The organism is Pedobacter sp. AC464, from assembly GCF_979253075.1.
The window spans coordinates 1,964,928-1,986,084 of sequence record NZ_CEEDBV010000001.1 but is presented as its reverse complement, the minus strand read 5'-3'; the positions used below and the strand labels follow the sequence as shown (position 1 = coordinate 1,986,084).

The following is a 21,157-nucleotide window of genomic DNA, read 5'->3' as shown; positions in this document are numbered from 1 at the left end:
TAAAGGAGGCAAGTCACAAAAAAAGTGTGACTGAAATCACACTTACAATTTTTATTTATTGGCTGAGTAGAGTCGACTAAGTGTTTCGCGACTAACGCCAAGGTATTCGGCTATGTATTTTTTGGGAATTCGCTGCATCAAATCGGGGTAAAGCTTCGCGAATTCTTCAAACCGTTTTTGCGGGTTGCTGGATAACAAGGCTACAATCCTTTTCTGCTGTGCCACGTATGCATTAGTGAGTTTCACCCTAAAAAAATGTTCCATACCATGAAGGTTTTCCGACAATTTTTCACGTCCTTCAAGCGTAAGGCACAACACCTCGCCAGCCTCCATGCAAATCACGTTTGTGCTAGCAGGCAATTGTTTAAAATATGCAACATAGTCAGAGAGCCACCAGTTTTCTGTAGCAAACTGAATAATATGTTCTTTCCCGGAAGCGTCAAGGTAAAAAGCCCTGAAAATGCCACTGAGAATTAAAAACTCAAATTTTACCTGCTCATCTTCCTGAATCAGATGTTGATGCTTTTTTACCTTTTTCAACGTAAAAAAAGTTTTGATGTGCTCAAAATCTTCATCGCTGATGTTTGTGATGTCCTTAATGTGTGCTTTGAGTTTCTCCATATTGCCGGCCTAAATTTAAAAATTTTCAATGGTAACTTGCTTATTTCTTAATTGGACAAACACATCTTCAAGGCTTATAACACGATATGTTTGTTTAATTTCATCTTTCTGGTTAATCAACTGACAAATCAGCCAAGGCAACTTTAAATTTTATAATAATTGGTGGATTTATTACCTCGATAAAAAACCATACTGGCCTATGCTTGTTATATCTCTAAATAAAAAAGGAGATAAAAAAATGAATACGAACGAAAATAAAGGCTCACGAGATAAAATACACAGCACAACAGAAAACAGCGAAATCAATAAAGAAAATTTATCTTTTGATGAGCATAAGCAAAGCTATGAATTTGATGTAAAAGGCAAGGACGAGGATTACGACCATCCAATGGGCTACGAAACTGTATCGGCCGGTGCTGTTGATGATGACTCGACTTACGATGAAGCAAATCCATACGTTGGTGATGAATATGCGAGAAATGAAGAAATTGCGGACGATAATTTAGAGGAGCTAGGCATGCATGTCGATAATGGCGAAAGTGTGAAGTTAAGTGCTGAGGATGAAATTTTAGCCCGCACACCAGAAGACAACCGCGACGATTTGGACGAGGAAGGCTATCCAATTAATGACGAGCCGTTGAAATAACCGATCGTTTTAGTTTGTTAATGATATAGAAGCAGGGAGAAGTTCCTGCTTTTTTTTTATGAGTAGAATTATGGATTTACATCTAAATTGAAGCGGCGCCTAAGCTCATCCAGTTTCGGATTTTTATTCACCAGATAATCATATTTCTCCCGGTTGCCGTAAAGCCGGTTTTCAATTTTCCGCTCCATTTGTTTGTATGTAACCTCAATTCCGAAATTCTTTAACTCATTTCGTAAATAGTTTAGCAACTCTACAGATTCTTTCTGCACAAACTGTTCCTGCGTTTTACTTTCTACAGAGATTTGGATAACCTCCGGATTGAGTAGCGTGGGTGCAAAATTATTTAAAATGGTAAACAGGTTAATTTTATCGGCGGCTTTTAAAATCTGGATGTAGTTATTCCAAACTTCCAGCAATCTTTCATAGGTAAAGTTTTCTCTTGCCTCACCGGTAACTTTTTTTGGGCCTGAATCTTCTTCGCCACTGGCAACACGCTCCAAATCATTTAGCGATGGAATAAGGGTGCTTGCCGGATTCGCTTTCGGGATATTTATGCTTATCGACGTTGCAGATGGTGTGGTTGCAAGTCTGGGCGTATCAGCAGGTTTTTCGTTTGTAGCAAACGGTTTAGCATTGGCGGCGGGGGCAGGTGGAGATACCTGTTGTGGCGAAGCCGAAGAAGGCTGTTGACTACCTTCAACCGTTAATTTGGCACCTTCAACCTTACTTACATCAGTTTTTTTTTTATCCTGATCTTGGTCAGTTGCTGTGTTATTCGTAGTTATAGGTTGCTGCGCCAGCTGGACGACTGACCGGATATGGCACATTTTTATCAGTGCCAGCTCTACCTGCAATCGCTGGTTTTTAGAATTTTTATAGTTTAAATCGCAACTGTTAGCCAAATTTAAAGCCGTAAGTAAAAACGACAGTTCCGTTTGGCGACATTGTTCAAGATACTTTTGTTTGATGTTTTCGCTAACCTCCAGAAGCTTAATCGTTGCGGCATCTTTACCAACCAGCAGGTTACGAAAATGCGTTGCGAGTCCGTTGATAAAGTTATTGCCATCAAAACCGTTATTTAAAATTTCATCAAATAACAGTAATGTGTTGCTCACTTCCGCCGAGGTTAAATAAGAAGTAAGTTTAAAAAAATAATCGTAATCTAAAATATTAAGGTTATCGATTACCGCTTTATAAGTAATGTTCTTATTTGCATAACTCGCAATCTGGTCGAACATGGATAAGGCATCCCTTAAGCCACCATCAGCCTTTTGTGCAATAATGTGCAATCCGTCGGTTTCAAAAGCAATGTTTTCACGTTGTGCTATCGTTGCCAAATGGCTCGAAATGTCTTCAACCTGAATGCGATTGAAATCAAAAATCTGACAACGCGATAAGATTGTTGGCAGGATTTTATGTTTTTCTGTGGTTGCTAAAATAAAAATAGCATAAGAAGGAGGTTCTTCAAGTGTTTTCAAAAAGGCATTGAATGCACTTTGAGATAACATGTGAACCTCATCAATGATGTATATTTTGTATTTTCCCGCTTGTGGTGGTATTCTAACTTGCTCAATCAGGCTACGGATATCATCAACAGAATTATTTGATGCCGCATCCAGTTCGTGAATGTTAAATGAATGGCCGGTTTGAAACGATACGCAGTTCTCGCAGGTTCCGCAGGCCTCCATGTCGGCCGTAGGATTGGTACAATTTATGGTTTTCGCAAGGATACGTGCACAGGTCGTTTTACCAACGCCCCGTGGTCCGCAGAACAAGAAGGCCTGCGCAAGCTGATTATTTTTGATGGCATTTTTTAATGTTCCGGTAATATGTTGCTGACCAACAACGGTTTCGAACGTTGCGGGGCGATATTTACGGGCAGAAACAATAAAATTTTCCATCGGCACGAAAATAGGAAAATTTTACGGAGTTAAAATGTCGAAAATTTGAATGTTGAAAAGTTGGCCAGACTAAACTTAACGAACCGTTTTTTGCGGTCTAAATCCCGGTTTACATCGGGTATCCATTAAGAGTTCCGTTTTTCAGCGGTTCGTTACGGAGCTGATAAACGAAAATACCTGTTATGAATACTGCAATTAACAGGAAGATTATGAGCCAGTCGAATTTACTTAGGTTTTTCATAATAAATAATTTACTACAAATGATAACCAAGCTGATTTACTTAAAGTTTTTTCAAATTTAAAATGGGTTGTTTTCCACTAATCCTTATTTAATTACCGCTTTTAATTCATTCCTATATTGTGAAGCGCTCTTTCCGGTAAATTCTTTGAACAATTTATTAAAGTGACTAAAGTTATTGAAACCACTTTCGAAGCAGATGTTTGAAATCGTTGTTGGCTTTTCTGCTAAAAGTTTCGATGCGTGAACAATGCGATACTCATTCACAAATTTGGTAAACGTCTTTTTTGTTATCTTTTTAAAGTAGCGGCAAAACGATGGAACGGTCATGCTGGCCATATCTGCAACGTACTCTAAACTAATTTCCTCCAAAAAATGGTCTTTAACATAGTTGAAAATCATGTTAATCCGATCATTATCCTGAACCTGCAACTCCAGAGAGAAATTTTGTGCATTCAAAAGTTTGTAATCAGAAGCCTGCTCCAGCTCCCGCAGTACGCCAAGCAAGGCCAGTAGTTTTTCAAGCGGCCAGGCATTATGCATCTTTTCCAATGCCGGTCCAACGAGTTTCATGGTGTCCTTCCCGAAGGCAATTCCGTATTTTGCTTTTTCAAATAAATTTGCAATACCTTTCGTTTCTTTAAGCGTTAAAAACTCCGTGCCTAAAAAGTTCGGTTTCATTTGCACAACAACCTCGGTTTTATTGCCAGTGCTTGTGTCGGTAAAGCCACAGTGTGGCAAATTACTTCCAATCAAAATTAAATCGCCATCCGTATAATAGGACACATGGCTGCCGATTTGCCGCTTGCCAGCGCCGCCATTAACAAATACCATTTCAATTTCAGGGTGGTAATGCCAAAGGTGGGCTTTGTTGTTTTCATTCTCTATATATTTCGAGTAATAAAAAGAGCTGCCAAATGAGGGTTCAACAACTTCAAAACTTGGTCTTATTTTCTTCATTTATATCCAAATCTAACCATTAAATTATGCTTAATTGTTTATTTAGTATCACATTAGGTATTTTAAGGTTAATATAGCATACTAATTGGAGAATATTCAATCGCCTTAGCCTTTAAAACACGAGTATCTTAGCATCATCAAATAATTACAAACCCATAAAAATTATTGATTATGAAAAATTTACTAAAAATCAGCCTTCTTGCAGCAACAATGTTCACGGCTTCAGCAACATACGCAAACGACGGTATTTATACACTGAATGTGAAAACTGACGAGGCAAAAACAATCCGTTTCAGCATCGACGAAGCTTCAGATGTTAACCTTTCTATCAGAGAATTAAATAATCAGGTTTTGTTTGAAGAGAACATTCACTCTTCAGGTGCTGCTTCAAAGAGTTATGATTTAAGCGCACTGCCAAACGGAGAATATTTACTTAACGTAGAATCTGGTGCTAAACTTGCGAGTTACACGATCGTAATTGCTAACAACAAAGCTGTAGTTTCGGCACCAAAAATCACTCAGTTGCTTAAACCTGTGTTTGTTCAGGAGAAATCGATTTTAACGCTTTCTTTGGATAATGCCGACATTGGTCCGGTAGAAGTTCAGATTCTAAATGAATACAATGAAGAACTGTATAACGAAACTTTTACGGATAAAGCTAAGCTTGTGAAAAAATTCAACACCGCTAAAACTTTCGGTAAAGAATTAACTTTCGTTGTTAAATCTAAAAATCAGGAAGTTTCCAAAACTATCGCAATTCGCTAATTTCGTTAAATATTAAAGTTAATTTGGCTGTCTGAAAAGACGGCCTTTTTTATGGTGTTTTTTGCCGGTGACGTGCAACCATCAATCTGTTTGATTTTAAGCAGATTACCCTGCTTGTTTTTTCTAATTAAAGCTTTGATTTAAAGAAAAGTATTATTACTTTTGCAACCCCGTAATATGCCTCGGGATTAAAAAAAAATTAAATTATATAACAATGAATCAGTACGAAACTGTTATCGTTCTAACCCCGTTGTTATCAGAAGAAGTTGCGAAAGAGGCTTTAGCCAAATTCAAAGCTGTTCTTACTGATGGCGGTGCCGAAATTGTCCATGAAGACAATTGGGGTTTGAGAAAATTAGCGTATCCGATCGCTAAAAAATCTAACGGATTTTTCAATTTAACCGAGTATAGTGCTCCGGGCGACTTGATTGCTAAATTAGAATTACAATTAAAACGTGATGAGCGTGTGCTTCGTTTTTTAACCATCAGGTTAGATAAACATGCAGTTGCTTATAACGCTAAAAAACGCAGCGGTGCGTTCAACAAAAAAACTAAGGAGGTTGCAGCGTAATGGCAAGAGAACAAATACAATACGTTACTGCCCCTAAAGTAGAGGATAACCGTAAAAAATATTGCCGTTTCAGAAAAAATGGTATTAAATACATTGATTACAAAGACGCAAACTTTTTGTTAAAATTCATTAACGATCAAGGTAAGTTATTACCACGCCGTTTAACTGGTACTTCGTTAAAATTTCAACGTAAAGTGGCTCAAGCCGTTAAACGTGCCCGTCACATCGGTTTGTTACCATTCGTTGCTGACCAATTAAAATAGGAGGATTTGATATGGAAATTATTTTAAAACAAGATATTAAATCATTAGGCGAGAAAGACGATATCGTTACGGTAAAACCAGGTTATGGTCGTAACTATTTAATTCCGCAAGGATTTGCATCTTTAGCTACATCTTCTGCAAAGAAAGTTTTAGCTGAAAATTTAAAGCAAGCTGCTTTTAAACAAGATAAAATTAAGAAAGATGCTGAAGGTATCGCTGAGCGTTTAACTGATGTTAAACTTTCTATCGGTGCTAAAGCTGGCGAAAGCGGAAAAATATTTGGTGCAGTTAATACTATCCAAATTGCTGAAGCATTAAAAGCACAAGGCTTTGATGTTGACCGCCGTCGTATTACTTTCGAAACTGAGCCTAAATTTGTTGGCGAATACATCGCTAACTTAAACTTACACAAAGAAGTTAAAGTTCAGGTTCCTTTTGAAGTAATTGCTGAATAAGCATTCTTTAAAGAATCATAAAAAAGTCCTTTCAGTTTCTGAAAGGACTTTTTTTATGATTACCATTGATGAAGGGCAGAAAATAATTCCACCATCACCAGGTAACAAAATAACCAGCTACAAACTTATCCTTTCGGTGTTGTCGGCCTGATTTCAACTTTACTTGGCAAGGTTCTCGCGGGCATTGCAAGCAAATCCACAACCAGTTTACCCATATCTTCGGGCTGTATTTTCCATGCATCTGCTTCAGCATCCGGATTATGATCATTAAAATGACTGGCTACCGAACCTGGCATAATGGTACTAACCTTTACACCATACTTTCTCAAATCGAGCATTACGGATTGCGAAAAGCCTGTTAAACCAAATTTACTCGCATTATATGCCGAGCCGCCAGCAAAGAAGTTCGTTCCGGCTAAGCTAGATATGGTGATTATTGTTCCCTGAGTCTTCTTAATTGCTTCAACAGATGCCTTAATTCCATAAAATACGCCAGTTAAATTGGTATCGATGATCTCGTTCCAGTGGTCAATTTCCAGTTCATCAATAGGGGCAAAATAGCCAACACCCGCATTTGCAATCAGTACATCCAGTTGTCCCCACTTTTCAATAATCAAATTTACTGCTGCCTGCTGCGAAGCGAAATTTTTAACATCGGCTTCGATGGCTAAAACGTCGCCGTGTTCTACCAAAGTGGCCGCCGCTTCATTTGCAGAATCTATCGTTCTGCTCGTAATGGCAACTTTATAACCGTTTTTTAATAGTGCTTCGGCAATACCGAAACCAATTCCTTTACTTCCTCCTGTTACAAGGGCTACTTTTACGCTCATAATTTATGCTTTTTGTTTTAACGTTCGAAAGGCAAATATGTTTAATAAGAAATGAAATAAGCCGGTGATTCTTATAATCGATATTTGCAATTAATAAGCGCTTAAGTTTTTATTAACTTTGCCAAATGGCGAAAAAACGAAATCCGGGCGCTAAAGCAAAGGCGAAAAACCCATTAATTAAAAAGATAACCGATATCGCTACCAAGGTGTTTATATACTTTTTGTTGGTATCTATTTTTTGGGTAATTGCATTACGATTTATAAACCCACCAATTACTTTACTTATGGTTTTGCGTAACATTGAACGCAAAGCGGATGGGAAGCCTTTTAAAACCGAAAAAACCTGGGTTAAATTTGAAAACATTTCCGACAATATGAAACGGGCCGCTGTATCGGCAGAAGATCAATTGTTTTTACAACATATTGGCTTCGATTTTAAATCAATTGAAAAAGCCTTTGCAAGCAATGCAAAAGGAAAAAAAGTCAAAGGGGGGAGTACTATTTCTCAGCAAACGGCGAAGAATGTTTTTTTGTGGCCCGGGCGTTCCTGGATCCGTAAAGGCTTTGAGGCCTATTTTACCTTGCTTATTGAAATGTTCTGGAGCAAAGAACGGATTCTCGAAGTTTACCTGAATGTAATTGAAATGGGCGATGGAATTTATGGTGCAGAAGCTGCCGCACAGGCATATTATGGTAAATCGTGCACCAGGCTTACCCGCAATCAGGCGGCATTAATTGCTTCCTGTTTTCCAAATCCAAGGAGGTGGACGCCGAAAAATGCAACCCCGTATATCCGGCACAGGCAGTACCTTATCTTAAAAAATATGAGAAGACTTGGTCCTCTGGATTTTTAACAGGTTAGAAGCTGCCTGGTCCAAAAAGCTGTATTTGTTAATCTACTTGTAACAAGGCTTGCATTCCGGTTTTAAAACTAATCATGTTCCTTATTCCACCTAACTTTTAACTCGCCATTTTCGTCAAAGGCTTTAAGGTGTAGCACAATGCCACGCATCCGGGCCGCTCTCTTCTGAGTTCTATCCAGGTTTTCATCCCCTTTGGGATTTCGCAGGGGAATATCCATTTCAATATTCGTTCCTGTGGTAATGCCATAAATACCTTTAACATTTAGGTTTAAAACGCTCGAATTTATTTGCATCGGACTAATTTCAATCTTATCGCCCCTGATGTTTAGGATGCCATCGAGGTTATTTATCCTGATGTCAGAGAGATTCCGGTTTGCAAAAGCCAGTTTCCCAACTTTTTCTAATGGTTCAAAGTTTGTTAGGGCAGCTTTATTCAGGTTGAAAACTACTTTGCCGTTTATCGAACGTGGCATGATTTTACCATTATGGGCTATCCTTCCAGAAATATTTACCAGCGATGATAAATAGCCTTTTAAATTTTTACTGGTGATGCTTTTCTGACCGAAGTTATCGAACGAATAGAAAAAATCGGAAACGCTTACATGGCTAATCTTCGAGTTAATTTTAAAAATGTTCGATGCCGCTTCCTGTATTATGTTTCCATTAAGCGATAATAAACCTCCCGCATGGGCCACGCTGATTTTATTCAGGTAAATCCCTTCTCCACGAAGCGAGATATCTGCATCGAGGTTTTTGGCGGTAAATTTATCGTAGATTGCCTTACCTACGGTTAGGCGAATGTTCATTTTAGACACCTCCAGAACATTGCTGAGTTCTTTTGAAGCAGTCTTCATAGAATTAGTGGATTTTGATTTTTTCTTAGCCGTTCGCGGTCCTAAAAATGGAAGGAATTCATTTAAGTAAAGCTGAGGACTATTCATTTTCAAATTAACCAGAATTTTATCTGGATCGGTGTAGTACAGATTCGCGAAGTTTGCAATGCTACAATCTACATTTAGTTCGCTTTTACCAAGTTGAAAATGTCCGTTCTGTATCGATAAATCATTCTGGTTGAAATTAATATTCAATGCACTTTTCACCAAATGGAGCGAGCGTGGTATATAGAGTATATCAGCATCAGCAATCTGAATCTTACCGGAAACGACAGGCTTGGTAAAAAGAAAATTATCAATATCTGCCTTACAATACAAACGAAGGTTGGCCGTACCGTTTTTAAATTCGAAATCGTTTGTACCTAAGGAATTATTCAGGTTTGACAGTGGAAACTGAGACGTTACCAAACCCGTTGCTATTGGCCTCGATAAGTTATTTACGGTAAATGTGTCGATTTTTAGTGGTGCATTGAAATATTTCGCGGTAAGTCTGTGAAATTTTATAGATGAGTTATCATCACCAATTACCCCGCCAACCGTATCCTGATTGGTAAAAGAACCATCGAAATTTGCCTCTGTTAATTTTCCCGCCGGGATGCTAACCACGTTATCTCTAACTTTTATGCCAACTTTAATCAGTGGATCGCCGTATTTGCCCGAGCCATCATCAATTATATTTCCCCTGATGTCGACCGGTTTCTCAATGCCAAACTTTAAAAGTTTCGAAGAAATGTTGGGCGATAGGAGCAAAGCCACCTCTTTAAATAGAATCTGATCTACAGCGATACTAATGTTGAAACCAGCTTTTGCCAGGTCGATCTTCGCACCAATTTTAAAAGGATGTTCTCCAATATTTAATACCTCTGGGTCTAAAATTACCGCATCCTCTGCTTTGCTGTAATGCGCAGAAAGGGTTCCTTCGAGCAATTTATCTTTTAAGAAACTGCCTTTTTTTGTGTTGAAGGCGAAGCTGTTAACCATGGTTTTGAGCTTTATCCTTCCTGTCCAGCCGCTATCGGGATATTTTAAACGCCCCTGAATCTGGTCGATATTGAAATTGAAAAGTTTAAATCGCTTTTGGTTATCTACAATCAGGTTTACTTTATTAAAATCGATTTTCTTAACTGCAAAGTCTGAAGAACTTTTTGCGTCAGGTTTTTTTTCGACCTTTTCTTTACTTTTAAAAATACTGGTATTGCTATAACCTGTTGAATCTGTATAAAGATAAATAGAGGCGTTGTTTAGCGTAATCTGGTTAATGTTAACGGAGCCAAAGATCAGTGATAAAACATTCAATGATACATCAATGTCTTCCGCTTTAAGCAGATCATGTTTATGTCTCGACCATAAACTGTCTCGCAGTAATACATCTTTCAACGAAACAGAAACCCCTGGAAAGCCTTTAAGCAGGGTCGGCTCCATACTTTTTGCCGTGATTTCGCCATTTAAATTTTTATTTAGCTGCGAAAGGATAGAACCTAGGATTTCTTTTTTATTTCGGCTGATGTAAAATGCACCAGCCAGCCAGGTTAGGATAACCAGAACGAAAAGCGTAACAATTACTTTTAAAGATATTTTCAACCAGCGTGCCATAGAGTCGTTTATATCTGGTAATATAAAGTTTTTTTCTAAGCAATTTTGTTTTGCCGGTGGTAATTATTCAGAGCTAAAAAGGGTACGTTGTATTTTCTATAATAAGTGTGCAAAAACGGTTGAGTGCCAGCTGTTTTTTAGAGGTACTTCCCATTTCGTTTCCAACTCATTTAAGGTTTGAACCATGTTATTAAACACAATAGTTTCAGGCGTAATGTTCTTTATGTTTACAAGTGTTTCGAAATCTTCCTTGCCCTGAACATGAACTTCATTATCAATTTTGTAAGCAATGTTAAATCGGTTAAATAAGTCAACATTGTAGGTTTGTTCAACATCTTTAATAATCCTTACTGAACTATCAATTGAGCAACCCGTAACATTTGCCTGGCTTTCATCAACTGTTAAAATAATAAAATAACCATATCTGATTTCCGCTTTTGCCATTAGTTCGTTTCCATGCGCCTTCCATTGGCCTGTAAAGGCTTCCAGTTTTGCTAAAATTTCAGCCTCTTCAGCAGAAGTGAATTTTCTATTGCTTTGGTATATCCAAACCCGTGATTGTGGAGAAAAAATCATACTACAAATTTATCATTTTAATTAACTTGGAATCATCAAAATGCCATCCCCATGAAAAAGTTTACATTCTGCTTGAAATTGCTGCTCATTCCTGCTTTGTGCCTGGTTTTAAGCGCTTTTTCAGCTAAAGATTCTCTTGAGGAATATGTCATTTATCTTCAAAAAAGTTTAACAGCACATTATGATGCCAGTCAGGAAATCAACCTTGTAAAAAGGTACGAACTGAATGTTACCAACAATGGTTTTTGCCGTTATAAACGTTTTTTTAATAACGGAAAAATAGAATATTTCGCCTTTAAGCTGGCAAAATTTAAAGATTTGGATTATTACGGAACAACCACTTCCGGTCAGCTCGTTTTAAGAACCAGAAGTGATGATGTTATCGTTCAAACCTATAATGACAAAAGCGGGGATGTAGATTCTATGTCAACCTGTATCATTATCCCACTCAAAAATATAGAGGCTGAGGACTTAAACCGAATCAGGGATAATTTAACAAAAATTACAAATCCCTAGACTTACAAACCATTTGCTCTTGCTGTAATTTCTGCAATATCCAGCACTTTAACTTCCTGCTCTTTATCTTTTAATTTAATGCCATCGCTTAGCATCGTCATACAAAACGGACAGCCAGCGGCAATAACCTGCGGGTTTGTCTGCAGCGCTTCGTCAATGCGTTCAACGTTGATGTCTTTATTGCCTTTTTCCGGTTCTTTAAACATTTGTGCACCGCCGGCGCCACAACATAAGCCGTTGCTTTTGCAGCGTTTCATCTCTACCAGTTCGGCATCCAGCACCTCCAACGCTTTTCTGGGTGCTTCATATATTCCATTTGCCCTGCCTAAATAGCAAGGGTCATGGTAGGTGATTTTGCGGCCTTTAAAACTCTCGCCGCCTTCTGCTTTTAGCTTTCCTTCGTTTATTAAATCCTGTATTAACTGCGTGTGGTGAATAACTTCGTAGGTTCCGCCCAAACCGGGGTATTCGTTTTTTATCGTATTGAAACAGTGCGGACAGCCGGTAACTATTTTTTTAATATTGTAGGCGTTTAATACCTCAATATTTGTCATCGCTTGCATCTGGAAAAGAAATTCGTTGCCAGCCCTTTTAGCAGGGTCGCCGGTACAACTTTCTTCTGTTCCTAAAACAGCATATTTTATGCCCACGTGATGTAAAATTTTGCAAATATCGCGGGTTATTTTCTGTGCTCTTTCATCGTAACTACCGGCGCAACCTACCCAAAATAAAATCTCGGGTTCTTCGCCAGCGGCCATTAACTCAGCCATTGTTGGCACTTTAAATTCCATATCCTTGTATCAAGTATTTTTATAAATAATTAAAGGCAATCACTTAGTTTCCCTCCGCCCAGTTTAAACGGTCGGCAGGAGAATATTTCCAGGGCGCCTGGTTATTTTCGATATTACCCATCATCGCGTTTATGCTTGCAGGGGCCTGAGATTCTTCCATAACAGCAAACTGGCGTAATTCCATAATAATCTGCAGTGGGTCTATATTTACCGGACAAGCTTCAACGCATGCGTTACAGCTTGTGCAGGCCCATATTTCTTCTCTGCTAATGTAATCATCCAGCAAGGATTTTCCATCCTGATAATCCTGTCCGTGTTTATCAATATTTTTCCCAACTTCCGTAACCCGGTCGCGGGTATCCATCATAATTTTTCTCGGTGATAACAATTTCCCAGTAATATTTGCCGGACAAACCGATGTGCAACGCCCGCATTCTGTGCAGGTATAAGCATTCATCAGGTTAACCCAGTTTAAATCGGTTACGTCTTTTGCACCGAATTTCCCTGGCTCCGTTTCTGCCGGAACAAATGAGGGATCAAGCATTGCCTTTACCTCATTCGTTACAGATGCCATGTTTGTGAACGCTCCCTTTGGTTTAAGATTCGAAAAATAAGTATTTGGAAAAGCAAACAAGATGTGGAAATGCTTAGAATAAGGAAGATAGTTTAAAAATGCCAGTATCCCTACAATGTGGAACCACCAGCAAGCTCGCTCCAGCGTTATTAAAGCGCTTTCTGAATTCGGCAATATCCCCATAAAAAACTGACTAACAGGGAAAGAACCCGCACTCACATAATGACTGGCGCCTAAAGTTTGAAGTTTCGCATCGGCAGCATTCATCAGTAAGAAGGCAGTCATCAGTAAGATTTCCGTAATCAGGATGTAATTTGCATCTGATTTAGGCCAGCTCGTCATTTCCACGCCCCTAAAGCGTTTAAGCTTTAAAACATGTCTCCTGATTAAAAATATTACGCAAGAAAGCCATACGGTTAACGCAAGAATTTCAAACGAGCCGATTAGAAAGTTATATAAACCACCTAAACCGTGAAAAATCCGGTGTGTGCCGAAGAGTCCGTCGATCATAATCTCCAGCACCTCAATGTTAATGATAACAAAGCCCACGTAAACAAAAAAGTGTAAAAAAGCCGGTATCGGGCGTACAACCATCTTCGACTGACCAAAAGCAACACGTAACATCGTCATTAGCCGTTTTTGAGGCTGGTCGCTTCGATCTATGTCTTTACCCAACCGGATATTACGGATAATTTTCCGAAAGTTAACCGTAAACAGCCCCACAGCCGCTAACGTAAGTAGGAGAAAAAGAATTTGACTTACCATGTAGTTTAGGATTGTAGCGCTAAATTAAGGTATTTAATTTAAATAAATTACTATGCATGCATAAAAAAATGACTAAAAAATATAGTTTGTATCGATTCTAAAGATTCAAGGCTTCGCTTTAAAAAATGCAGCAAAATTTAATTAATTGATAATGAGGTACTGAAACGCTTTTTTTAAAAAAAATTTTGCTTTTGAAAAAAGAACACTACATTTGCAATCCCAAACGGGAGGTGCCATAGCTCAGTCGGTAGAGCAAAGGACTGAAAATCCTTGTGTCCCTGGTTCGAATCCAGGTGGCACCACTTCCAAAAGCCTTTCAATTTTGAAAGGCTTTTTGGTTTAACTACAACGAATGATTTTTAAATCCATTCTTGTATTTGAAAAAAAGAATATTACATTTGCAATCCTTAACAGGAGGTGCCATAGCTCAGTCGGTAGAGCAAAGGACTGAAAATCCTTGTGTCCCTGGTTCGAATCCAGGTGGCACCACTTCCTAAAAAGCCTTTCAGAAATGAAAGGCTTTTTTTTTGATATCAGCTTACTACTCTGCAAGTTCTGCAACTTTTTCAAGCGCCGCGGGCCAGGTTTTTTCCATATAATCAACCCAGTCTTTGCTGATTTGGAGATCAATTGTGAGCAGTGTCTTACCCTCCACGGTTTCCAAAGTGTAGTTTTCAAATGCTTCGCCCCAATCTTTATTCAGGTCTTCTTTTCCATCTTTAAATTCGCCAAGATGCTTAATCGAAATAAACTGGTTCGGGATGTTTTCTTCAATCCTCGAAACCATTCCATGCCCTTTTCCATCAGAAAAGTAGGCTTTACTACCTTTTTTCCAATCCGTTTCAACTGTCGAACCCGCTGCAAATACTGCGGTCCATAGGGGATAGGTACTTACGCCCAAAAGAACCTCCCAAACTTTTTCAGCAGAAGCGTTAATTTCTTTTTTAAATTTTAGCTTTTCCATAATAATTTCTGTGTTTCCCAATCAAATATCCTTAAAAACATAAAGAAATTGGAGGGGCAAAGGCGACAACTTTCGGGTTTTGGGGCAAGGGTGTAAAATTTTAATTATTTAAACAAACGTTTGATTAAGCCTTTAAAGCCATTATCTTCTTCTTTTGTAAGTGGTGGCGGTATCTAAATCTTCGAGATTGCCTGCTACTTCGACTTTATGGAGCTTTTCATCTACTTTATCAACTGCGCTACCTTAATTTGGCTATTTTTATTTCAGTAATCAGCCGAGGGTTTATGGTATTATCAGTTCATATTTTGAAAAGATACAAATCCAAAGATTGAGCAAAACAGATCAGCTCTTTTATAAAGGAAGCAAGTAAAAAAAATTAACATCAAAATATACGCCTATTAAAACATTTCAGTTGGTAGAAGGACTGAATCCCTCTGTAACAACATCCCAAGTTGCAGCAAAAGCCTTTCAGCAATGAAAGGCTTTTTTGTATACCGTCATTTTTCTTTGGTTTACCTATAACCTTAACTCAAATTCGATATTTGTTGTTACATTAGTTTATGTATATCGTAAAAATTTGCTTCGGGCGAACTTTTAGTGCTAATTTGACGTATATATAATACAGAACACCTTTCTTGTAATTCCTATGAAAAAAAATATTGTTAACTCAATCTGCCTCATTTCGATGGTGTGCCTTTCGATATTCACATCGTGTAAAAAAAGTTCGCCTGTCCCTGATGTAGTTGTTCCACCAACAACACCTTCGGTAACAGGAACGAGGGATGAACTGACAAAGGATTCGATATTTCTGTATTCTAAAGAACTTTATTATTGGAATACCTCGTTGCCAACATACGAAAACTTTAAACCACGCTCTTACAGTTCTAATGAGACTGAATTGTTTGCGATTACCCAATTCTCGACCGACCCCGCAACCGGTAAGCCCTATGAGTATGTGAGTGCAACCTCTACCACGCCAAAATATTCTTTTTTCGATTATGGCACAGCAGGCAAAAAAGCATCGCTGAAAGCAGATGTGAATGGCACTGAAAATGATTATGGTTTTTCAGTTATGTACAATACTACAACCGATTTAAGAGTTAAATATGTTTACCCGAATTCGCCGGCAAGCCAGCAGGGGTTAACCAGGGGTTGCAAAATAACAGCAGTAAACGGGCGGACGAGCTTAACCTATACAACGAGTAATATTTCTTTTTTAAATGATGCCCTTTTCGGCACCAATGCTTCTGTAACCTTAACTTTTATTGATTTAACCGGCGCCACAAAATCGGCTACCGTAACCCGAGCAACTTATACAGTAAATCCAATACTGTATACAAACGTGTATACTGCAGGTACGAAAAAAGTGGGTTATATTGTTTTCAATAGTTTTACAAACAATGCTTCGGCAGCAATAAGCTCAGAATTTAACGGCTTTGCGAGCCAGGGTGTTACAGAAGTTGTGGTTGATTTAAGGTATAACGGCGGAGGTTTTGTAAGCACCGCGACACAGATAATCAACATTCTTACTCCGATGGCGCAAAACGGGAATACCATGTTTTCTACCTATTACAATACTTATCTGCAAAACTTAACCACTGCACAGCGTAAAGCTTCTATCTTGGCCAATCAGCCTTTGTTGGATGATGCGGGAAAAGTTCAAACCTATACAAGCGGTGTAAACGGTAAGTACGCAACTTATGCAGATTTAGATTACTCGGCAAACTCATCAGATAACGTTGAAAAATTTGCAAAATCAGGCTCCCTAAATTTAAACCGGGTCTATTTTATTGTTACAAGTTCTACCGCCTCGGCAAGTGAGTTAACGGTTAACAGTTTAAAGCCTGTGATGGATGTAAAGTTAATCGGCACAACTACCTACGGCAAGCCTGTAGGGTTTTTCCCAATAAAGATTGATAAGGTGGATATGTACATTCCTGAGTTTGAAACGAAAAATCAGGCTGGAACAGGCGGTTACTACTCGGGCTTAACAGTTGATAAAGAGGCTTTCGAAGATTTAACTAAGGGTTGGGGCGATGAAAGTGAAACACTTTTGGCTTATGCATTACTCTATGCGAGAACAGGAAGTTTCGTAACCTCGCCGGCTAAAACTGGCAGCTTAAATGCGCAATCTACAACCATGCCCGCCAGATTATCAGTTTCAGAAATTAAGCTGGTTGCAGACCAGCTGGATCAGAATAGTTTTAAAGGGATGATTTACGAACCCCACAGAAAGTTCTAAAAAACAATAAGGCCCCGATTTATAATCGGGGCCTTATTGTTTATAACAATATTTTACTGCTAATGTCTTTGTTGATGGTGATGTATCCTGGATATTTCACCGGCGTATTGCCAATCATTATTGTTGGTTTAATTTTAATGGTGAGCAAACCCAGCTTTTCATCGCTTTTAGAACCTTTCTGAGCGGCTTTAATAATATCGTTGAGCACATTTCCATTCGATATCAGGCCATAAATATTGCTGCCCATCTGCACAGGAACGGTTACGGTTTGACCTTGGGGGATGCTAACTGCCTGGTTTACGATACCTTCAGCTAAATCGGTATTGTTTACCAGTATTTTGTATTCGAACTGATTAATTGCAGCGAGGTCTGCCGATGGATTGGTTATTTCTAAATTAAGGTTGGCCCGCAACGGAATGTCCTTTCTTAACAAACCTAATGCTACTCCGGGTAAACTTGCCAGGTTAAAATCCTGCTGATTTATAAGTCGCCCTAAATCAGAACCCGCTAAAGTAATCTGGTTAACGTTTTTTATTTTATACGTACAGGCTTCCAGCGCCTTAATTTGCTGCGCCTGCTTGTTGATGCCGCAACCAAATATAGAAATGGTTAACAAGCAAAACATTAGTGTCTTTTTCATGTGTATCATAACGCCAAAATATGAAAACTATTTCAGTTGCGGGCTTTTTTACAAACCGCCTAATCGTTATGGCGCTACGGTTTCAATTTCATCGGCGTCGTCACCAGCGTCCTGTTCTGGCTTTTCGTCACTGCCCGGCGTATCTGCTTCAGCTTTTGCATCACTTTTATCCTCAGCAGCATCGGCAGAACTGTTTTTATCAGCAGCCTGTTCCTTTGTGGTTGTACTTGCGCTGTCTTCTGTTGATGGAATTATTGTTTCAACCAAAGACTGAGCATCTTCAGTTGGCTTTGGGTCTGGGTTCGAATTCGAAATCTGCGGTTTAATATCTTTATTTTCCATAATGGTCTTTTAATAATAAAACCATAACTAAGCTTTTTGTTTGCTGAATTTTTGCGAAAAGCATTTCAGCATTCTAATTAAGCGTTTTTAAGAAATATGGTTTCAATAACATTTGCCAAATCATCACATTTGTCAGTTGTCTTTTCCAGTTGTGCCAGTATTTCCGACTGCCTGATGAGCGATATTGCATCTATTTCTTTGTCGAAAAGCAATGAAATTGCCTGTTCGTAAAGTCGGTCGGCTTTGCTTTCCATTTGGCCTACCTCGACGCAAACGTTTATAATTAACTGTTTATTTTTAAAATGCTTTAATTCTTTTATCGCTGTACAAAGCTGACTGCACATTTTAGCTATAATTTCTGCAAGTTTCAACATTGCAACATTTGAGGTATCAAGCTGATAAAGTTCCATGTTTAAAGTCGTTCCTAAAATGTCATCCGCAATGTCATCAATCGAAGTTGCAAGTGCATGTACATCCTGTTTATCAAAAGGAACAATAAAACTTTTGTTTAGTTCGGCGTAAATGGTATCCGTGGCCTGGTCGCCGGTAAGTTCAAGCGATTTTATTTCTTTAGCGATTTTTACCTTTTCGGCCGGTTCCGACGAGCGTATAAATGTGATGAAGCTTTCTGAAATTTTAACCAGGTTTTCTGCACTTTGTTCAAAGAGCGGCTGGAAAGTTTTATCTTTCGGTATAAATAAACTAAATATCTGATTCATGTTTCCTTTAAAATATTAGTAAATGTACCTTTGGTATATTAACAGAACATCAAGCGTTTATTATGATCTCGAATTAAAAAGAATATGGGTATAAGTTTTCGTAAAATAGAAGAAAGAGACAACAAGGAATTAGCAGATTTAATCAGGGTAATTTTCAGGGAATTTAAAATAGATAAACCTGGAACGGTGTACACTGATCCAACAACAGACCATTTATCGGAAGTGTTTAAACGCGAAGGTTCTGTTTACTGGCTGGCAGAGGAAAATGGCATTTTATTGGGCGGTTGTGGGATTTTCCCAACCGATGGCTTGCCTGAAGGATGTGTAGAACTGGTTAAATTTTATGTATCTGCCGCCGCTCGTGGCAAAGGCGTTGGTAAAGCGCTGATGCAAAAAAGCATAGAATCTGCCCAGCACTTTGGTTATAACGAAATATATCTCGAGTCTTTTCCAGAACTTGAAACGGCAGTTAGTATGTACGAAAAAATCGGTTTCAAAAAGCTGAATGCACCACTTGGAAATTCGGGTCACTTCGCCTGCAACGTTTGGATGCTGTTGGTTTTATAGCTGCCTGGTATGCTGAAATCCCATTGGGATAATTTTTAAGGTAGTTGAGATAACAAATTAGATGGATTTTAAAGCTTTGCAGAGTTTTACAGCATGAAACAAATGAAAACAATACTAATCCACATCGTCTGCTGGGTGCTCGTATTGGCTTATCTCTACGGCGAGGTACTTATTAAGGGCGTTACCTTAAGGCAATCTGCATTTGATATTTCGATGAACTTTATTCAGATTCTAGAATTTTACATCTGTTATCTGCTTATATATCCCTTTTTTTTAAAACGTGATAAAATCTTGTACCTGATTGGCTCACTTTTACTTACGATCGCCTTTTTCATCGCTTCGAGGTACCTGATTGAGCAGGTGCTGTATTTCGAATGGTTTGGAATGAAAAATTACTCTGATGATACGAAGGTTTCAAAGTACATATCGGATAATATTTATTACAGCATTTCTTTTCTGGTAATACCTGCAGCGATATACAGCGTTCAGCAAAATTTTAAAACAGAAAAAGCCAACCAGAAACTAAAAGCTGAAGTTGTAAAGTCAGAACTGGCATTTTTGAAATCGCAGATAAACCCCCATTTTTTATACAACACTTTAAACTACGTATATTCACTTGCCATTCCGGTTTCTGATAAACTTGCGACTGCGGTACTTCGCTTGTCTGATTTAATGCGTTATACGCTGAACGAAAGTCCGGATGGAATGGTAAACCTCGACAAGGAAGTCGCTTATTTAGAGAGTTATATCGAACTTTTCAAAATGCGTTTCGAACCAAACTTTCATGTTGATTTTACTTCGCTAGGGGTAAGTCAGCAAAAAATCGCTGCGCTGGTATTGATTCCTTTTGTTGAAAACGCATTTAAGCATGGCGTACTAAACGACCAGGCCCAACCGGTTCGTATTCGGTTGAAGGTTCAAAATAAAAGACTGAGCTTCGAAGTGAGCAACAAAATAAGCCACGCACAAAAGGATCATTCGAGTGGTGTGGGTTTGGTTAACGTACACAGGCGGCTCGATTTAATTTACCCTGATAAGCACGATTTACTGGTTTCGAACAACGGAAATACTTATAAAACAACCTTAATTTTAAATTTATGATTCGCTGTTTAGCTGTTGATGATGAGGCTTACGCTTCGGATATTATCGCCGCATTCATTAATAAAACACCTTTTTTAGAACTGGTTGCAACCACCACGAATGCCTTTGAAGCCTTGGGCATGGTGCAGGAGGGGAAAATAGATTTGGTGTTTCTCGACATCCAAATGCCTGAATTAACCGGAATTCAGTTTCTGAAAATTTGTGGCGATAAATGTAAAGTTATTTTAACCACAGCTTATCCCGAATATGCGCTGGATGGTTTTGACCTAAACGTTGTAGATTACCTGCTAAAGCCGATTTCGTATGAAAGGTTTTATCAGGCTGCCCAAAAAGCCCGTCAGATTATTTCGCCAACACCAATCGAGGCCGCACCTTTATCAACTTCTGTAAGCGATTTTATTTTTATAAAAGGAGATACCAAAAACAAGTTCATCAAGGTTAATTATAATGAAATTTTATACATTGAAGGCCTGAAGAACTATGTTTCTGTTTACACGGCCACTCAGCGGATTATTACCTATCAGTCTTTGCGGGAGCTGGAAACGCAATTACCACATCCGCCGTTTTACCGGGTTCATAAATCGTACATTATTTCCCTCGAAAAAATTAAAACGATAGATGGGAATGCACTTTTCATTGCCGACCAATCCATTCCCATTGGTGATACCTACAAGGAAGATTTTTTTAAAATCGTGCGGGAAAGACGCTAAATTACGCAGGCGATAGGGCGAAAATGAAAGGGTAGGATGTTCATAAATTGT

The 21,157-nt window shown here is 38.6% G+C and carries 24 protein-coding genes and 2 tRNA genes; 13 read left to right on the top strand and 13 right to left on the bottom strand.

What is annotated here, in order from left to right; translation table 11 throughout:
* Positions 1–51: 51 nt before the first annotated feature.
* Positions 52–621 (bottom strand): Crp/Fnr family transcriptional regulator, encoded by a 570-nt coding sequence (locus AC0IWT_RS08620; protein WP_471796825.1) that lies wholly within the window; start codon positions 619–621, stop codon positions 52–54.
* Between the two features lie 238 nt (positions 622–859).
* Here AC0IWT_RS08620 and AC0IWT_RS08615 point away from each other — a divergent pair, with 238 nt between their 5' ends.
* On the top strand, positions 860–1,267 hold the full coding sequence (locus tag AC0IWT_RS08615; protein WP_471796824.1) for a hypothetical protein: 408 nt from the start codon (positions 860–862) through the stop codon (positions 1,265–1,267).
* Positions 1,268–1,335: 68 nt separating this feature from the next.
* Here the strand turns inward: AC0IWT_RS08615 and AC0IWT_RS08610 are convergent, their stop codons facing one another.
* From AC0IWT_RS08610 to AC0IWT_RS08600, 3 genes are all read right to left on the bottom strand, one after another.
* Positions 1,336–3,168, bottom strand: a complete 1,833-nt coding sequence (locus AC0IWT_RS08610; RefSeq protein ID WP_471796823.1) for a DNA polymerase III subunit gamma/tau — start codon at positions 3,166–3,168, stop codon at positions 1,336–1,338.
* 109 nt (positions 3,169–3,277) lie between these two features.
* Positions 3,278–3,409: a hypothetical protein gene (locus AC0IWT_RS08605; RefSeq protein WP_255352798.1), complete on the bottom strand. Its 132-nt coding sequence runs from the start codon at positions 3,407–3,409 to the stop codon at positions 3,278–3,280.
* 84 nt (positions 3,410–3,493) lie between these two features.
* Entirely contained in the window at positions 3,494–4,366 is an 873-nt protein-coding gene (locus tag AC0IWT_RS08600; protein WP_056871350.1) for an AraC family transcriptional regulator, read from the bottom strand.
* A gap of 171 nt (positions 4,367–4,537) precedes the next feature.
* On the opposite strand from AC0IWT_RS08600, the gene AC0IWT_RS08595 reads away from it, so the two are divergent.
* The 4 genes from AC0IWT_RS08595 (at position 4,538) to rplI (ending at position 6,420) form a co-directional block, all read left to right on the top strand.
* Positions 4,538–5,131 (top strand): hypothetical protein, encoded by a 594-nt coding sequence (locus tag AC0IWT_RS08595; RefSeq protein ID WP_471796822.1) that lies wholly within the window; start codon positions 4,538–4,540, stop codon positions 5,129–5,131.
* A gap of 214 nt (positions 5,132–5,345) precedes the next feature.
* The gene (gene rpsF, locus AC0IWT_RS08590; RefSeq protein WP_056871348.1) at positions 5,346–5,702 is read left to right on the top strand and encodes a 30S ribosomal protein S6; all 357 of its coding nucleotides are present in this window, start codon (positions 5,346–5,348) and stop codon (positions 5,700–5,702) included.
* On the top strand, positions 5,702–5,965 hold the full coding sequence (rpsR, locus tag AC0IWT_RS08585; protein WP_056093004.1) for a 30S ribosomal protein S18: 264 nt from the start codon (positions 5,702–5,704) through the stop codon (positions 5,963–5,965). Before rpsF ends, rpsR begins: the two co-directional genes overlap by 1 nt.
* A gap of 11 nt (positions 5,966–5,976) precedes the next feature.
* Positions 5,977–6,420, top strand: a complete 444-nt coding sequence (gene rplI / locus AC0IWT_RS08580; RefSeq protein ID WP_056871347.1) for a 50S ribosomal protein L9 — start codon at positions 5,977–5,979, stop codon at positions 6,418–6,420.
* Positions 6,421–6,545: 125 nt separating this feature from the next.
* Here rplI and AC0IWT_RS08575 read toward each other — a convergent pair whose 3' ends face one another.
* Positions 6,546–7,250, bottom strand: coding sequence for an SDR family oxidoreductase (locus AC0IWT_RS08575; protein WP_471796821.1), 705 nt, complete (start codon positions 7,248–7,250; stop codon positions 6,546–6,548).
* A 125-nt stretch (positions 7,251–7,375) separates the two neighbouring features.
* Here AC0IWT_RS08575 and mtgA point away from each other — a divergent pair, with 125 nt between their 5' ends.
* The gene (gene mtgA, locus AC0IWT_RS08570) at positions 7,376–8,104 is read left to right on the top strand and encodes a monofunctional biosynthetic peptidoglycan transglycosylase (protein WP_471796820.1); all 729 of its coding nucleotides are present in this window, start codon (positions 7,376–7,378) and stop codon (positions 8,102–8,104) included.
* Between the two features lie 77 nt (positions 8,105–8,181).
* On the opposite strand, the gene AC0IWT_RS08565 is transcribed toward mtgA, so the two are convergent.
* Together AC0IWT_RS08565 and AC0IWT_RS08560 are read right to left on the bottom strand one after the other, a co-directional pair.
* Positions 8,182–10,599, bottom strand: a complete 2,418-nt coding sequence (locus AC0IWT_RS08565; RefSeq protein WP_471796819.1) for an AsmA family protein — start codon at positions 10,597–10,599, stop codon at positions 8,182–8,184.
* Positions 10,600–10,695: 96 nt separating this feature from the next.
* A complete protein-coding gene (locus tag AC0IWT_RS08560; RefSeq protein ID WP_471796818.1) occupies positions 10,696–11,175 on the bottom strand; it encodes an ABC transporter ATPase in 480 nt (159 codons plus the stop codon).
* Positions 11,176–11,226: 51 nt separating this feature from the next.
* On the opposite strand from AC0IWT_RS08560, the gene AC0IWT_RS08555 reads away from it, so the two are divergent.
* The gene (locus AC0IWT_RS08555; protein WP_471796817.1) at positions 11,227–11,691 is read left to right on the top strand and encodes a hypothetical protein; all 465 of its coding nucleotides are present in this window, start codon (positions 11,227–11,229) and stop codon (positions 11,689–11,691) included.
* 2 nt (positions 11,692–11,693) lie between these two features.
* Here AC0IWT_RS08555 and AC0IWT_RS08550 read toward each other — a convergent pair whose 3' ends face one another.
* Both AC0IWT_RS08550 and AC0IWT_RS08545 read right to left on the bottom strand, forming a co-directional pair.
* The gene (locus tag AC0IWT_RS08550; protein WP_471796816.1) at positions 11,694–12,482 is read right to left on the bottom strand and encodes a (Fe-S)-binding protein; all 789 of its coding nucleotides are present in this window, start codon (positions 12,480–12,482) and stop codon (positions 11,694–11,696) included.
* A gap of 43 nt (positions 12,483–12,525) precedes the next feature.
* Positions 12,526–13,821 carry a 4Fe-4S dicluster domain-containing protein gene (locus tag AC0IWT_RS08545; protein ID WP_056871340.1) on the bottom strand — a complete coding sequence of 432 codons (1,296 nt, stop codon included), beginning with the start codon at positions 13,819–13,821 and terminating at the stop codon, positions 12,526–12,528.
* A 229-nt stretch (positions 13,822–14,050) separates the two neighbouring features.
* Here AC0IWT_RS08545 and AC0IWT_RS08540 point away from each other — a divergent pair.
* Positions 14,051–14,123 (top strand) — tRNA-Phe (locus AC0IWT_RS08540).
* Between the two features lie 114 nt (positions 14,124–14,237).
* Positions 14,238–14,310, top strand: a tRNA-Phe gene (locus AC0IWT_RS08535).
* A 52-nt stretch (positions 14,311–14,362) separates the two neighbouring features.
* On the opposite strand, the gene AC0IWT_RS08530 is transcribed toward AC0IWT_RS08535, so the two are convergent.
* Positions 14,363–14,785, bottom strand: a complete 423-nt coding sequence (locus tag AC0IWT_RS08530) for an SRPBCC domain-containing protein (protein ID WP_056871339.1) — start codon at positions 14,783–14,785, stop codon at positions 14,363–14,365.
* Positions 14,786–15,431: 646 nt separating this feature from the next.
* On the opposite strand from AC0IWT_RS08530, the gene AC0IWT_RS08525 reads away from it, so the two are divergent.
* On the top strand, positions 15,432–17,027 hold the full coding sequence (locus AC0IWT_RS08525; protein WP_471796815.1) for a S41 family peptidase: 1,596 nt from the start codon (positions 15,432–15,434) through the stop codon (positions 17,025–17,027).
* A gap of 40 nt (positions 17,028–17,067) precedes the next feature.
* Here AC0IWT_RS08525 and AC0IWT_RS08520 read toward each other — a convergent pair whose 3' ends face one another.
* From AC0IWT_RS08520 to AC0IWT_RS08510, 3 genes are all read right to left on the bottom strand, one after another.
* The gene (locus AC0IWT_RS08520; protein WP_056871337.1) at positions 17,068–17,667 is read right to left on the bottom strand and encodes a hypothetical protein; all 600 of its coding nucleotides are present in this window, start codon (positions 17,665–17,667) and stop codon (positions 17,068–17,070) included.
* A gap of 66 nt (positions 17,668–17,733) precedes the next feature.
* Entirely contained in the window at positions 17,734–18,009 is a 276-nt protein-coding gene (locus AC0IWT_RS08515) for a hypothetical protein (protein ID WP_471796814.1), read from the bottom strand.
* A 77-nt stretch (positions 18,010–18,086) separates the two neighbouring features.
* Complete coding sequence (locus tag AC0IWT_RS08510) at positions 18,087–18,728, bottom strand: DUF47 domain-containing protein (RefSeq protein WP_471796813.1); 642 nt, start codon at positions 18,726–18,728, stop codon at positions 18,087–18,089.
* 84 nt (positions 18,729–18,812) lie between these two features.
* Between AC0IWT_RS08510 and AC0IWT_RS08505 the strand changes: the two genes are divergently transcribed.
* The 3 genes from AC0IWT_RS08505 to AC0IWT_RS08495 all read left to right on the top strand — a co-directional run bounded on the left by AC0IWT_RS08505 (position 18,813) and on the right by AC0IWT_RS08495 (position 21,106).
* A complete protein-coding gene (locus AC0IWT_RS08505; RefSeq protein WP_471796812.1) occupies positions 18,813–19,295 on the top strand; it encodes a GNAT family N-acetyltransferase in 483 nt (160 codons plus the stop codon).
* Between the two features lie 102 nt (positions 19,296–19,397).
* Positions 19,398–20,396: a sensor histidine kinase gene (locus AC0IWT_RS08500; protein WP_471796811.1), complete on the top strand. Its 999-nt coding sequence runs from the start codon at positions 19,398–19,400 to the stop codon at positions 20,394–20,396.
* Entirely contained in the window at positions 20,393–21,106 is a 714-nt protein-coding gene (locus AC0IWT_RS08495) for a LytR/AlgR family response regulator transcription factor (RefSeq protein ID WP_056871332.1), read from the top strand. The genes AC0IWT_RS08500 and AC0IWT_RS08495 overlap by 4 nt, the downstream gene beginning before the upstream one ends.
* Positions 21,107–21,157: the final 51 nt, after the last annotated feature.

Coding starts and splice junctions, on each gene's coding strand:
- AC0IWT_RS08620 (WP_471796825.1), bottom strand. CDS start 621: ATGGAGAAACTCAAAGCACACATTAAGGACATCACAAACATCAGCGAT.
- AC0IWT_RS08615 (WP_471796824.1), top strand. CDS start 860: ATGAATACGAACGAAAATAAAGGCTCACGAGATAAAATACACAGCACA.
- AC0IWT_RS08610 (WP_471796823.1), bottom strand. CDS start 3,168: ATGGAAAATTTTATTGTTTCTGCCCGTAAATATCGCCCCGCAACGTTC.
- AC0IWT_RS08605 (WP_255352798.1), bottom strand. CDS start 3,409: ATGAAAAACCTAAGTAAATTCGACTGGCTCATAATCTTCCTGTTAATT.
- AC0IWT_RS08600 (WP_056871350.1), bottom strand. CDS start 4,366: ATGAAGAAAATAAGACCAAGTTTTGAAGTTGTTGAACCCTCATTTGGC.
- AC0IWT_RS08595 (WP_471796822.1), top strand. CDS start 4,538: ATGAAAAATTTACTAAAAATCAGCCTTCTTGCAGCAACAATGTTCACG.
- rpsF (WP_056871348.1), top strand. CDS start 5,346: ATGAATCAGTACGAAACTGTTATCGTTCTAACCCCGTTGTTATCAGAA.
- rpsR (WP_056093004.1), top strand. CDS start 5,702: ATGGCAAGAGAACAAATACAATACGTTACTGCCCCTAAAGTAGAGGAT.
- rplI (WP_056871347.1), top strand. CDS start 5,977: ATGGAAATTATTTTAAAACAAGATATTAAATCATTAGGCGAGAAAGAC.
- AC0IWT_RS08575 (WP_471796821.1), bottom strand. CDS start 7,250: ATGAGCGTAAAAGTAGCCCTTGTAACAGGAGGAAGTAAAGGAATTGGT.
- mtgA (WP_471796820.1), top strand. CDS start 7,376: ATGGCGAAAAAACGAAATCCGGGCGCTAAAGCAAAGGCGAAAAACCCA.
- AC0IWT_RS08565 (WP_471796819.1), bottom strand. CDS start 10,599: ATGGCACGCTGGTTGAAAATATCTTTAAAAGTAATTGTTACGCTTTTC.
- AC0IWT_RS08560 (WP_471796818.1), bottom strand. CDS start 11,175: ATGATTTTTTCTCCACAATCACGGGTTTGGATATACCAAAGCAATAGA.
- AC0IWT_RS08555 (WP_471796817.1), top strand. CDS start 11,227: ATGAAAAAGTTTACATTCTGCTTGAAATTGCTGCTCATTCCTGCTTTG.
- AC0IWT_RS08550 (WP_471796816.1), bottom strand. CDS start 12,482: ATGGAATTTAAAGTGCCAACAATGGCTGAGTTAATGGCCGCTGGCGAA.
- AC0IWT_RS08545 (WP_056871340.1), bottom strand. CDS start 13,821: ATGGTAAGTCAAATTCTTTTTCTCCTACTTACGTTAGCGGCTGTGGGG.
- AC0IWT_RS08530 (WP_056871339.1), bottom strand. CDS start 14,785: ATGGAAAAGCTAAAATTTAAAAAAGAAATTAACGCTTCTGCTGAAAAA.
- AC0IWT_RS08525 (WP_471796815.1), top strand. CDS start 15,432: ATGAAAAAAAATATTGTTAACTCAATCTGCCTCATTTCGATGGTGTGC.
- AC0IWT_RS08520 (WP_056871337.1), bottom strand. CDS start 17,667: ATGAAAAAGACACTAATGTTTTGCTTGTTAACCATTTCTATATTTGGT.
- AC0IWT_RS08515 (WP_471796814.1), bottom strand. CDS start 18,009: ATGGAAAATAAAGATATTAAACCGCAGATTTCGAATTCGAACCCAGAC.
- AC0IWT_RS08510 (WP_471796813.1), bottom strand. CDS start 18,728: ATGAATCAGATATTTAGTTTATTTATACCGAAAGATAAAACTTTCCAG.
- AC0IWT_RS08505 (WP_471796812.1), top strand. CDS start 18,813: ATGGGTATAAGTTTTCGTAAAATAGAAGAAAGAGACAACAAGGAATTA.
- AC0IWT_RS08500 (WP_471796811.1), top strand. CDS start 19,398: ATGAAAACAATACTAATCCACATCGTCTGCTGGGTGCTCGTATTGGCT.
- AC0IWT_RS08495 (WP_056871332.1), top strand. CDS start 20,393: ATGATTCGCTGTTTAGCTGTTGATGATGAGGCTTACGCTTCGGATATT.